The 12,091-nt window shown below is 63.4% G+C and carries 12 protein-coding genes; 1 reads left to right on the forward strand and 11 read right to left on the reverse strand.

The genetic code is table 11. The features are described 5' to 3' along the window. Positions 1-85 precede the first annotated feature (85 nt). Entirely contained in the window at positions 86-895 is an 810-nt protein-coding gene (locus QXZ85_RS02805; protein ID WP_315767390.1) for a tetratricopeptide repeat protein, read from the forward strand. On the opposite strand, the gene QXZ85_RS02810 is transcribed toward QXZ85_RS02805, so the two are convergent. The 11 genes from QXZ85_RS02810 to QXZ85_RS02860 all read right to left on the reverse strand — a co-directional run bounded on the left by QXZ85_RS02810 (position 892) and on the right by QXZ85_RS02860 (position 11,639). Beyond that, entirely contained in the window at positions 892-1,602 is a 711-nt protein-coding gene (locus QXZ85_RS02810; RefSeq protein ID WP_315767389.1) for a hypothetical protein, read from the reverse strand. The two genes, QXZ85_RS02805 and QXZ85_RS02810, sit on opposite strands and share 4 nt — an antisense overlap. 424 nt (positions 1,603-2,026) lie before the next feature. After that, entirely contained in the window at positions 2,027-3,769 is a 1,743-nt protein-coding gene (locus QXZ85_RS02815) for an ABC transporter substrate-binding protein (protein ID WP_315706847.1), read from the reverse strand. A 141-nt stretch (positions 3,770-3,910) separates the two neighbouring features. Beyond that, on the reverse strand, positions 3,911-4,240 hold the full coding sequence (locus QXZ85_RS02820; protein ID WP_315706807.1) for a DUF2160 domain-containing protein: 330 nt from the start codon (positions 4,238-4,240) through the stop codon (positions 3,911-3,913). 125 nt (positions 4,241-4,365) lie between these two features. Then, positions 4,366-5,172 (reverse strand): carbohydrate ABC transporter permease, encoded by an 807-nt coding sequence (locus tag QXZ85_RS02825; protein WP_315706808.1) that lies wholly within the window; start codon positions 5,170-5,172, stop codon positions 4,366-4,368. After that, on the reverse strand, positions 5,172-6,077 hold the full coding sequence (locus QXZ85_RS02830; RefSeq protein ID WP_315706809.1) for a sugar ABC transporter permease: 906 nt from the start codon (positions 6,075-6,077) through the stop codon (positions 5,172-5,174). Before QXZ85_RS02830 ends, QXZ85_RS02825 begins: the two co-directional genes overlap by 1 nt. Beyond that, positions 6,077-7,162 carry an ABC transporter ATP-binding protein gene (locus tag QXZ85_RS02835; RefSeq protein ID WP_315706810.1) on the reverse strand — a complete coding sequence of 362 codons (1,086 nt, stop codon included), beginning with the start codon at positions 7,160-7,162 and terminating at the stop codon, positions 6,077-6,079. The genes QXZ85_RS02830 and QXZ85_RS02835 overlap by 1 nt, the downstream gene beginning before the upstream one ends. Before the next feature lie 12 nt (positions 7,163-7,174). Then, a complete protein-coding gene (locus QXZ85_RS02840) occupies positions 7,175-8,257 on the reverse strand; it encodes an ABC transporter ATP-binding protein (RefSeq protein ID WP_315706811.1) in 1,083 nt (360 codons plus the stop codon). After that, on the reverse strand, positions 8,254-9,798 hold the full coding sequence (gene glpD / locus QXZ85_RS02845) for a glycerol-3-phosphate dehydrogenase (protein ID WP_315706812.1): 1,545 nt from the start codon (positions 9,796-9,798) through the stop codon (positions 8,254-8,256). The genes QXZ85_RS02840 and glpD overlap by 4 nt, the downstream gene beginning before the upstream one ends. Before the next feature lie 141 nt (positions 9,799-9,939). Next, complete coding sequence (locus QXZ85_RS02850; RefSeq protein ID WP_315706813.1) at positions 9,940-10,773, reverse strand: DeoR/GlpR family DNA-binding transcription regulator; 834 nt, start codon at positions 10,771-10,773, stop codon at positions 9,940-9,942. A gap of 137 nt (positions 10,774-10,910) precedes the next feature. Beyond that, on the reverse strand, positions 10,911-11,102 hold the full coding sequence (locus tag QXZ85_RS02855; RefSeq protein WP_315706848.1) for a hypothetical protein: 192 nt from the start codon (positions 11,100-11,102) through the stop codon (positions 10,911-10,913). 294 nt (positions 11,103-11,396) lie between these two features. Next, positions 11,397-11,639 carry a hypothetical protein gene (locus QXZ85_RS02860; RefSeq protein ID WP_315706814.1) on the reverse strand — a complete coding sequence of 81 codons (243 nt, stop codon included), beginning with the start codon at positions 11,637-11,639 and terminating at the stop codon, positions 11,397-11,399. Between the last annotated feature and the right edge of the window lie 452 nt (positions 11,640-12,091).

The following is a 12,091-nucleotide window of genomic DNA, read 5'->3' on the forward strand; positions in this document are numbered from 1 at the left end:
TCGCCGCGCCTGTCGTTGCGTCGGGAAGGTCGTACCTGTTCGGCTTCTCGTTGGCGCACGCCGCGGAACGCGATAACGTCCCCGCATGGGATCGACGACTGAAGACATCGTGCGCCGCGCCGCGGCCGCTTTCAACGCGGGACGCGCCGGCGAGGCGCGCCGGCTCTGCGAGCAGGAGCTGAAACGCACGCCCGGCGAACCGAGGCTGAGCCATCTCTTGGCCGCGGTGCTGTATGCGCTGCACGACATTGCACCCGCCCGCACCCATTTGGCCGCGAGCCTGGCGCAACGCCCGGACAATGCCGCCGCGCAACTGCTTGCCGCGCGCATCGCGCGTGCCGACAAGGATTTCTCTGCCGCGCTCGACCATGTCGACCGCGCGCTGGCGTTGGCCCCGCAGCGGGAAGCCTTCGTCGAGAAGGCGCGCATCCTCGACCAGGCGGGTTGCCGCGCCCAGGCGCGCGAAGCCTGGCAGGCCATCCTCAAAGTGCTTCCGCAGCACGGCGAAGCCGCCGCGCGGCTCGGGCGGCTGGCCTTCGAGGATGGCGATCTTGCATCCGCAAGATCGCATCTCGAGCTTGCCGCATCCGATGACGCTCCCGCCTCGACTTGGTTCGATCTCGGCCTGGTTCGCCAGGATCAGCGCGACCACCTCGGCGCGGCCGCAGCCTACAGGAAGGCGCTCGCGCTCAAACCCGATTTCGCCGAGGCCGCACTCAATCTCGGCATCGTGCTGCAGGAAAGCGGCGACCGCGATACCGCGATGCAGGCCTATCGACAGGCCTATCATCTCAGGCCTGAAATGTTCGGATCGATCGCCATGGCCCTGACCTCGGCGTCGCACGGCCGGCTCTGGCTCGACGAGGCCGCCTTGCGGCTCGCTTTAGCTGGTTAGACTAGCCGGCCCCGGCGAGCGCGAAACCGCTTGCGGTAGACGTTCGGCGCAGCCAGCACCTCCGCGACGGTCTTGGAATACGCTGCGCCATGTGCCGGGTCGAACGGCTCGAACGCAAGTTCGATGGTTTCCCGCGGCACCGGAAAACATTGTGCGACCGGCGTTCCTTTCGCAAGCACGCCGCAAAAATCGAGCGCCGTCCACAGCGCCGGAAAATTGATGCCGCCATCATGGAAGCGGTCGGCATCGACGAGCCCGGTCACGGTGCGGAACGGCAGATCGTCGCGGTTGACGGGATGAGTTGCAAACAGCGACCAGCCGTCGGGACATTCGATGGTCCAGAAGCTGTTGAACTTGATCGCCGAGCGTTCGCCTTGTGCGAACGGGGCCCCCGCAAATTGCGCGGCGACGTGAAAGCTGAGCGGCGCACGGGGGTGTCCCTCGGTCGCAGGCTCCGGAACGTCCCAGTCCCAGGAGAAGGCACCGCGTTCGACATTGACGTCGCAGGGCAGCAGGATCATCACGCCGTGGGCCATCGCATCGACGAAGGGCGGGCACTGCTTGACGGTGCGGATGTCCCGGCCATGCAGATCGGAATGCGCCGACGCCGGCATTCGCCGCAGCCAGTCCGGCAGCATCGTGCGCGCCGGCACAGGTCGCGGCAGATACGGCTCCAGCGCAGGATCGCAGCGGAAAATCATGCGCATGGCAAGCTCCTTAGATCATGATGCGGTTAGAAGAAGCCGCATCATGATCTCATCTGTTTGATTGAGCATGATCTTTTCGGAAAACCGGTTTCCACTTTTCCGGATCATGCTCTAAGGCGATGCGGCGAGCACGCCCGAATAGTAACCGTCATTGCGAGCGAAGCGAAGCAATCCAATCTTGCGCAGCCAAAGATCTGGATTGCTTCGTCGCTTCCGCTCCTCGCAATGACGAAGGACAGAGCAATGCAAAAGGCCGGGATCGCTCCCGGCCTTTCGTATTCTTTCTCCTCCGTCATGCCCAGCGCAGGCGGGGCATCCAGTACTCCGAGACGGTAGCGGCCCTCGCGGACGCCGCGGCGTACCGGATCGCCCGGTCAAGCCGGGCGACGACCGTGAGTGTGGACGACCTGACGGCCTGCGGCCGTCACTTCGCCTCGGCGCGCTTCGGGGGAGTCGCCGGCCACGACTTGATCAGGGTGTCGTAGTCGATCGTTTCGCCCTTCGGCTTCTCGTTGGCGAGCTTGCGCTGCGGCGCGATGTTGCCGTCCTTCGCCGACTTGTTGAACCAGTACTCGGCGCTCTCCTTCTTGTTCAGCTTCGGACCGCAGTCGCCCTGCACCTTGGACTTCTCCAGGCGCTCGAGCACCGAATCCTGGGCCGCAGCGAGCGAGTCCATCGCCTGTTGCGGCGTCTTGGCTCCGGAGGCCGCATCACCGATGTTCTGCCACCAGAGCTGCGCGAGCTTCGGATAGTCAGGCACGTTGTTGCCGGTCGGGGTCCACTGCACGCGCGCCGGCGAGCGGTAGAACTCGATCAGGCCGCCGAGCTTCGGCGCACGCTCCGTGAACGACTTGTCCCAGATGTCGGATTCACGGATGAAGGTGAGGCCGACATGGCTCTTCTTCAAGCTCACCGTCTTCGACACGATGAACTGCTGATAGAGCCAGGCTGCCTTTCGGCGGTCGACCGGGGTCGACTTCAGCAGCGTCAGCGAGCCGACGTCCTGATAGCCGAGCTTCATGCCGTCCTTCCAATACGCGCCATGCGGCGACGGGGCCATGCGCCATTTCGGCGTGCCGTCGGCGTTCATGACGGCCAGACCCGGCTTCACCATGTCGGCGGTGAAGGCGGTGTACCAGAAGATCTGCTGGGCGATGTTGCCCTGCGCCGGCACCGGACCCGACTCCGAGAAGGTCATACCCTGCGCCTGCGGCGGAGCGTACTTCTTCAGCCAGTCGAGATATTTGACGATCGAATAGACCGCAGCCGGTCCGTTGACGTCACCACCGCGCTCGACCGAGGAGCCGACCGGACGGCAGCCTTCCATGCGGATGCCCCATTCGTCGACCGGCAGGCCGTTCGGAAGGCCCTTGTCGCCGTTGCCGGCCATCGACAGCCAGGCGTCGGTGAAGCGCCAGCCGAGCGAGGGGTCCTTCTTGCCATAGTCCATGTGGCCATAGACCTTGACGCCGTTGATCTCCTTGATGTCGTTGGTGAAGAAGTCGGCGATGTCCTCATAGGCCGACCAGTTCACGGGCACGCCGAGATCATAGCCGTACTTGGCCTTGAACTTGGCCTTGTACTCCGGGTTGGTGAACCAGTCGTAGCGGAACCAATAGAGGTTCGCGAACTGCTGGTCCGGCAGCTGATAGAGATGGCCGTTCGGAGCAGTGGTGAACGACTTGCCGATGAAGTCGTTGACGTCGAGATAGGGATCGGTGACGTCCTTCGCTTCCTTCGCCATCCAGTCCGTCAGGTCGACCGCCTGGCCGTAACGGAAATGCGTGCCGATGAAGTCGGAATCGTTGATCCAGCCGTCATAGAGGTTCTTGCCGGACTGCATCTGGGTCTGGATCTTCTCGACGACGTCACCCTCCTGGATGATGTCGTGCTTGACCTTGATGCCCGTGATCTCCTCGAACGCCTTGGCCAGCGTCTTGGATTCATATTCGTGCGTGGTCAGGGTCTCGGAGACGATATTGATCTCCATGCCCTTGTAGGGTTGAGCGGCCTTGATGAACCACTCCATTTCCTTCATCTGGTCGTCCTTGGAGAGCGTGGACGGCTGGAATTCGGAATCGATCCATTTCTTTGCGGCCGCTTCGTCCGCATAGGCTGGTCCAGTAACTACGGCGGATGCCGCCAACAGCGCGAGCGCGCTGCTCATCATCAAGGCCTTGACCTTGAGAGCCTTAACCCTCGTCGCAGGCCCCTTTCCTTCCGGCAGATATCGCATGGTGTTCCTCCGTTGCAGCGACAGACTTCTCCAGGCCCGGGTTGCCCCCGGATCTGCTCTTTTTCGCCTGCCTCAGACCGTGCGGAAGATCGCAAAGGCTGACGCAAGTGAAATGACGGTTGCGAGCCACAGGCCCGAAACCTCGATGCCATCCTCGCCGATCGGCAAGGTCGCAATCGTATCGGTGCCGACCAGGCCGATCCACGCGAGGTGGATGACGGCGGCCAGGATCAGCGAAATGAACAGGCGGTCACCGCGCGTGGTCGGGATCCTTAAGACCCCGACACGCTCGGCCTCGGGATAGGCGGCAGCGAGCCAGGTCATAACGCCGAGCATGCAGGCGAGGACCACGAAAAAGATCGCGGTCGGCAGCGTCCAGGCCATCCAGGCGATGCTGTCCATGGCTCAATGCCTCCAGGCAACAATTGACGGAGAGGAACTGGACGCTCTCTCACCGAGGATGGTCCACTCCCCTCCCCGGGGAGGGAGCGCACCGAATTCATTTCGGCGGGCTTGCCAGTTCATGGTCACACCCGACCTAGCGCGAAACCGCGCGCGATGTAGTTGCGGACGAACCAGATCACGAGCGCGCCGGGGATGATGGTGAGCACGCCGGCGGCGGCGAGCAGGCCCCAATCCATGCCGGCGGCGGAGACCGTGCGCGTCATCACCGCCGAGATCGGCTTGGCGTTGACCGAGGTCAGCGTGCGCGCCAGCAGGAGCTCGACCCAGGAGAACATGAAGCAGAAGAAGGCGGCCACCCCGATGCCGCTTGCGATCAGCGGCACCAGGATCTTCACGAAGAAGCGCGGAAACGAATAGCCGTCGAGGAAGGCGGTCTCGTCGATCTCTCGCGGCACCGAGGACACGAAGCCTTCGAGGATCCAGACCGCGAGCGGGACATTGAAGATGCAGTGCGCCAGCGCCACCGCCCACGGCGTATCGAACAGGCCGATCGCGGAATACAGGTTGAAGAACGGCAGCGCATAGACCGCGGCCGGCGCCATCCGGTTGGACAACAGCCAGAAGAACAGATGCTTGTCGCCAAGGAAGCGGTAGCGCGAGAAGGCGTAAGCCGCCGGCAGCGCCACGGCGATCGAGATCACCGTGTTGAGGATGACGTATTTCAAGGAATTGATGTAGCCGGAATACCAGCTCTCGTCGGTGAAGATGAGCTTGTAATTCGCGATCGTCGGCTGATGCGGCCACAGCGTCATGGTCGAGACGATCTCGGCATTGGTCTTGAAGCTCATGTTGACGAGCCAGTAGATCGGCAACAGCAGAAAGACCAGGAAGACCGACATGATGATGCGGCGGCCCGGAATCGAATGCATCACGCGCCTCCCTTCTTCGCCGGCCGGCGATCGGCGCCGGCATTGGTCATGATCGTGTAGAACACCCAGCAGACGATCAGGATGATCAGGTTGTAGACCAGCGACAGTGCCGCCGCCTTGCCGAGGTCGAACTGGCCAAGCGCGATCTTGACGAGTTCGATCGAGATGAAGGTGGTGGAATTGCCGGGTCCGCCACCGGTCACCACGAACGGCTCAGTGTAGATCATGAAGCTGTCCATGAAGCGGAGCAGCACCGCGATCAGGAGCACCCGATGCATCTTCGGCAGCTGGATCGCGGTGAACACCGCCCAGCGCGAGGCGCCGTCGATCTGCGCCGCCTGGTAATAAGCATCCGGAATCGACTTCAGGCCGGCGTAGCAGAGCAGCGCCACCAGGCTGGTCCAATGCCAGACGTCCATGACGATAACGGTTGCCCAGGCGTCGAAGTCGTTTGAGACGTAGTTGTAGTCGATGCCGATCCGGTTCAGCACGTAGCCGAGCAGGCCGATATCCGAGCGGCCGAAGATCTGCCAGATGGTGCCGACCACGTTCCACGGAATCAGCAGCGGCAGCGCGAGCATCACCAGGCAGAAAGCGACGGTCCAGCCGGCGCGCGGCATCGAGAGCGCCACCACGATGCCGAGCGGCACCTCGATCGCGAGCACCACGGCAGAGAAGATGAGGTTGCGCCAGAGCGAGGCGAGGAAGCGGCCGCCGAGATCGGTCGAGGGATCGAGCAACTCCTTGAACCAGCCGACGCCGTTCCAGAAGAACTGGTTGTTGCCGAAGGTATCCTGCAGCGAATAATTCACCACCGTCATCAGCGGGATGATGGCGGAGAACGCCACCAGCAGGAACACCGGCAACACCAGGAGCCAGGCCTTGTTGTTGATGGTCTTCTCCATCAGGCGACTCCCTCGACCAGACGGCTGTCGGCGTAGACGTGCACATGCGACGGATCGAACTTCAGCCCGACGGACGAACCCGACGGCGAGAAGCCGGCCGGCACGCGCGCGGCGAACTTCACGTCACCGACCCGCACGCGGGCGAAGCGGATACGTCCGAGATCGTCGATCCGCTCGAGGTTGGCGGCGAGAAGCCCGGGCCCGGGCTCGGCCACCTCTACGAATTCGGGACGCACGCCGACCTCGATCTTCCCGGCCGCAGCCAGCGCGTCATAGCTGCGCGACAGCGTCAGGGTGTGACCGTCGATGCGCGCCTCGTGCCCTTTGACCTCAGCCGCCAAGATGTTCATGCCGGGCGAGCCGATGAAGTAGCCGACGAAGGTGTGCGCGGGCTTTTCGAACAGTTCGGCCGGCGTGCCGCTCTGCACGACGCGGCCGTCATGCATCACCACGACCGTGTCGGCGAAGGTCAGCGCCTCGGTCTGGTCATGGGTGACGTAGATCATGGTGAGATCGAGTTCCCGATGCAGCGCCTTCAGCTTGGAGCGCAGCTGCCACTTCAGCTCGGGGTCGATCACCGTGAGCGGCTCGTCAAACAGCACGGCGGCGACGTCGGAGCGGACGAGGCCCCGCCCGAGCGAGATCTTCTGCTTGGCATCCGCCGTGAGCCGCGTCGCCTTGCGGTCGAGATCCTGCGTCAGATCCAAGAGATGAGCGATCTCGGCAACGCGCTTGTCGATCTCGGCTCTCGGCACGCCGCGGTTCTTCAGCGGAAATGCGAGATTCTGGCCGACCGTCATGGTGTCGTAGATCACCGGGAACTGGAACACCTGCGCGATGTTGCGCTCACGGGTCGATCGCTGCGTGATGTCGGTCCCGTCAAACAGGATCTTGCCGCGCGAGGGCGTCAGAATGCCAGATATCAGGTTGAGCAGCGTGGTCTTGCCGCAGCCGCTGGGGCCGAGCAGCGCATAGGCGCCACCCTGGCGCCAAGTCATCGTCACCGGTTTCAGCGCGTAGCTTTCGGTGTCGGCAACGTTGCCGTTGTAGGCATGGGCGAGGTCGACGAGGTCAATGCGGGCCATTCGGCATCTCCCTCAGGCGCTGGGGGCCGCGACCAGCCGGTCGGCGGCATCAAAGACAAAGATATTGCCGGGGTCGAGCACGGCGTCCAGCGCCTCGCCGGGTTCGTATTCGTGCACGCCGTGCAATACCGCGACCCAGTTCACGCCGTTGCGGGACAAATGGACGAAGCTCTCGGAGCCCGTGATCTCGGTGACCGAGACGGTCGCCGGGAAAGCGTGGCGGCCGTGGCTGGCGCCGCTCTTGGTCAACCCGAGCTGATGCGGCCGAAAACCGACACGATAGGTCCCGTCGGCCAGACCGGCATAGAGCCCGGTCGCCGGCGCAGCAACGTCGCCGTCATAATGCACCTGGTCGCCGCGCTTCACGATGCCGACGATGTTCATCGGCGGATCGGAGAACACCTGCCCCACCCGCAACGTGTCCGGGCGGCGGTAGACGCTGGCGGTCTCACCGACCTGCAGCGCCTTGCCCTCCCACATGCAGATGGTACGGCCGCCGAGCAGCAACGCCTCCGACGGCTCGGTGGTGGCATAGACGAAGATCGCGCCCGAGGCCTCGAAGATGCGCGGCAACTCCGCGCGCAGCTCCTCGCGCAATTTGTAGTCCAAATTGGCCAGGGGCTCGTCGAGCAGCACCAGGTCGGCGCCCTTCACCAGCGCGCGGGCGATTGCCGTGCGCTGCTGCTGACCGCCGGAGAGTTGCAGCGGCGTGCGCTGCAGATAAGGCTCGAGCCGCAACAGCTTCGCCGCCTCCGCGACGCGCTTTTCGATCTGGTCGCGCGGCTTGCCCTGCACCCGCAGGGGCGAAGCGATGTTCTCATAGACCGTCAGCGACGGATAGTTGATGAACTGCTGATAGACCATCGCGACCGAACGCTGCCGCACGTCGGCGCCGGTGACGTCCTTGCCGTCGACCAGCACGCGACCGGTGGTCGGCTTGTCGAGCCCGGCAAGCAGCCGCATGATCGAGGTCTTGCCCGATAAGGTCGGGCCGAGCAGCACGCTCAAGGTGCCGCGCTGCAGCGTCAACGACACATCGCGAATGGTCGGAAGACCATCGACGACGCGCGTGACCTGGTCGAGCGTCACGCTCATGCGCGTCCTCCCGCCTCACGCGCGGGCGCGACAACGGAGGCGCGGTTGGCCTCGATCCAATGATCGAGCGCCGCGATCTCCTGCGGCGACATCCGCAAACCAAGCTTCGATCGACGCCACACGATGTCCTCGGCCGTGCATGCCCACTCTTCCGCCATCAGGTACCTGACTTCGCGCTCCGTCAAGGTCGCGCCGAAATCCTGGCCGAGATCGGAAGCTGCGGCAGCGTTGCCGAGCATTTTTGCAGCGCGCGTTCCGTAGGCATGGGCAAGCCGGCGCGCATGCGCCTCGGCCAGGAACGGATAGGCCTTGCGCAACTCCGCAGCCAGGGCCGGCACGCCGGAAACCACCATCTCACCGCCGGGCAAGGGCGACTGGCCCGTCCAGCCCGCGCCCGCCTTGCCGCCTTTCAAATATGGCGACAGGCGCTCCAGCGCCTCCTCGGAGAGCCGCCGATAGGTCGTGATCTTGCCGCCATAGATCGACAACAGCGGCAGTCCGTCGGGCGTGTCGAGCTCAAACACATAGTCGCGCGTCGCGGCTTTGGCCTCGGATGCGCCGTCGTCATAGAGCGGGCGCACGCCGGAATAGGTCCACACCACGTCTTCGGGGCGGACCGGCTTGGCGAGATACTCGCCGACCGCCGCGCAGAGATAACGGATTTCCTCCTCCGTCGCCTTCACCTTGGCCGGATCGCCGTGATAGTCGCGATCGGTAGTGCCGATCAGCGTGAAGTCCTGCTGGTAGGGAATCGCGAAGACGATGCGGCCATCGGCATTCTGGAAGATGTAGGCCCGATCGTGGTCATAGAGCTTCGGCACGACGATGTGCGAGCCCTGCACCAGGCGGACCTTGGCTTTGGCATTCACGCCGGCGCCGCGCGCCAGCACCTCCTCGACCCAGGGGCCGCCGGCATTCACGAGCGCACGGGCGCGGATGGTTTCGCGCTCGCCGGTCTCGGTATTCACGACGGTCAGTTGCCAGACGCCGCCGGTCTGCCGGATCTCGGTCGCGCGGGTGCGGGTGCGGATGACGGCGCCGCGGTCGGCGGCGTCGCGCGCGGTCAGGACCACGAGACGGGCGTCGTCAACGAAGCAATCCGAATATTCGAAGGCGCGTGAATACCGCCCCGCAAGCAGCGGCTTGCCGACCTCGTCGCTGCGCAGATCGACCGAGCGCGTCGGCGGCAGCAGCTTGCGGCCGCCGAGATGGTCGTAAAGGAAAAGCCCGAGGCGCAGCAGCCAAGCCGGCCGCAGGCCCGCGTGATGCGGCAGAACAAAGCGCAGCGGGCTGATGATGTGAGGCGCGATCCGCCAGAGAACTTCGCGCTCGATCAGCGCCTCGCGCACCAACCGAAACTCGTAATATTCGAGATAGCGCAGGCCGCCATGCACCAGCTTGGTTGACCAGGACGAGGTCCCGCTGGCCAGGTCATTCATCTCGCACAAAAATACCGAATTGCCGCGTCCGGCCGCATCGCGGGCGATGCCGCAACCGTTCACGCCGCCTCCGATAATGGCGAGGTCGTAAATCCGCTCCAACCGACGTTCCCCCGGCAATCGCCTTCACTCCGGCGATTTCGCTTTCGTTTGCGAGATAAACACAAACGAAAGTGAAAGCAAACCGAATTTCACAGGAATGTCGCGAATGCGCCGCAGCAAAATGGGCTGGCGAACGTGTCCTCAGGCCCGGCGAAGTATCGTTGAAGTTGAAGCCTCGGGCACATCGCCACCGTCCTCCAAATCGGCAGTGGGCATCGCCGTGACGACCTGGATGCCGCGGCTGTGACACAGGCCGGCGAGCCCATCGGGCAGAGGACGATCAGTAACGAAGGTCTGGATCTGGCTGAGATGCGCGATACGCACCGGCGCGGAACGATGAAGCTTGGTGGAGTCGGCCACCAGCATCACGCTACGCGCGTTGGCGATGATGGCCTGCGCCACCTGCACTTCGCGATAGTCGAAGTCGAGCAGCGCGCCTTCCTCATCGATCGCTGAGGCGCCGATGATCGCGTAGTCGACCTTGAACTGGCCGATCAGTTGCGTCGCCGTCGACCCGACCACGCCGCCATCGGAACGGCGCACTGTGCCGCCGGCGACGATCACCTCGATGCGCGGATGGCGATAGAGCAGCATCGCGACGTTCAGATTGTTGGTGATGACGAGCAGGTCCTGGTGCGCCGAGAGCGCGCTCGCGACCTCCTCCGTCGTGGTGCCGATGTTGATGAACAGCGAGCACCCGTTCGGGATTCGCGCCGCAGCCGCCGCTCCAATCGCCTTCTTCTCCTCGGCTGCGACGAACCGGCGCGCTTCGTAGGCCAGGTTCTCAACGCCGGAGGCGATGATGGCGCCGCCATGGATACGGGTCAGCGCGCGCTGCTCGCAGAGATCGTTCAGGTCCTTGCGGATGGTTTGTGCAGAGACTTCGAAGCGGCGGGCGAGATCTTCGACCATGACACGGCCCGAAGACCGCGCCAGATTGAGGATCTCGGTCTGACGTTGAGAAAGCAGGGCCATGGCACGCCTCTTGATAGAGCGCCATGGTGCGGCGGATTCTCGCAAGCGTCAATCCGCCCGAGCCCTCGAAGCGGCCGCCACTCACGGGAGATGACAGCCGGAACCGCCGCATGCTCTTTGTCCAGAGCCTGCCGTGCTTACGCCGCCGCTGACAATTCACCGTTGACGAGCCGCATCGCCGCGCGCTCCGCCTCGCGCGCATTGCGAAATACCTGGCCCTCGAGTGGGTTGAAGCGATGCGACGCAGCAAAGAAACGATAGCCACCGCAGTCGCGCACGACGATCCCTGCCGCCTGATTGCTGACCTCGATGATGTAGGTGTCCGACATTACCCAGTCCTTCAGCTTAAGTCCGGGCCTATAACGGAGGATGACGGCAGGAGTTCCAGGGACCAGGTGCCGCACCCCGGTGTTCCGATGAAGACGGCCCGGCGGATTTGATCGGAACTTCAAATTCGCCGCACGGCTGGTCATGCTTCCTTATTGGTGGGCGGCGCTGATCCCAGCACCGCAACGACGCCCGCCACAGTCCTGCAGGTCACCGGCGTCCTTTGCTTCTACCCGCCGGCGAGGCCAGCCCATAAGCTCGAACGCACGCCCTTGTCGAACCAATGGAGAGCACTCTCATCGGGATTCATCGCGCGACACCAGCGTCGGCTTCGATGGCCCGCGCGCATGGATCAAGCTTTCGTGGTGCTGGCCGAGCAACTCATAAATCTGGTGCAGATCTCGAAGCACTGAAATCTGCTGCTCTCGAAATAGGTTCAGCTCGATCTCATAATCATCAATCTTGTTCTCGGCACGATGAAGCCGCTGCTGAAGCCTTTTAAGAACTTCCAAAGTCAACCTGTCGTCAACATCGGACATATCCAACTCCACCAATCATAACTCCCGTCGCATTGCTGCTCGCCATCGTATTCGCTTAGCGGAGGCCGAAGCCTCGTCGGATGGCGAGCCACCGTCATGAACTGGACGACGCCGTTGTCTTGATGCGTCAATCTCTGTCCTGCTGGAGCAGCAAGTCACGACTACACACCACAAATCATCATGATAGTAGCTACACAACCACTGGTGCGCAATACGTCACCCGAATGGCGCTACGCTAAGATGACTAACGAAGACCTCGCGCCTTGAACAGACAAACGTAGCGGGCTGCGGCTAAAAGTACCGTCGCAATACGCACGGCAATTCTTGCCGAGTGATCGGCTCACCGGGATCGGCCGCATCGATTGCGCCTGATGCCAATGCGTTCAACCCCGCCACATGCCTGCAAATTCCTAGCAGAAGCGGCTCGCTATAGCGCGAGAAGCAGAACGATT

It is taken from the genome of Bradyrhizobium sp. SZCCHNGR1005, assembly GCF_032489995.1.
In the GTDB taxonomy this organism is placed as follows: Bacteria; Pseudomonadota; Alphaproteobacteria; order Rhizobiales; family Xanthobacteraceae; genus Bradyrhizobium.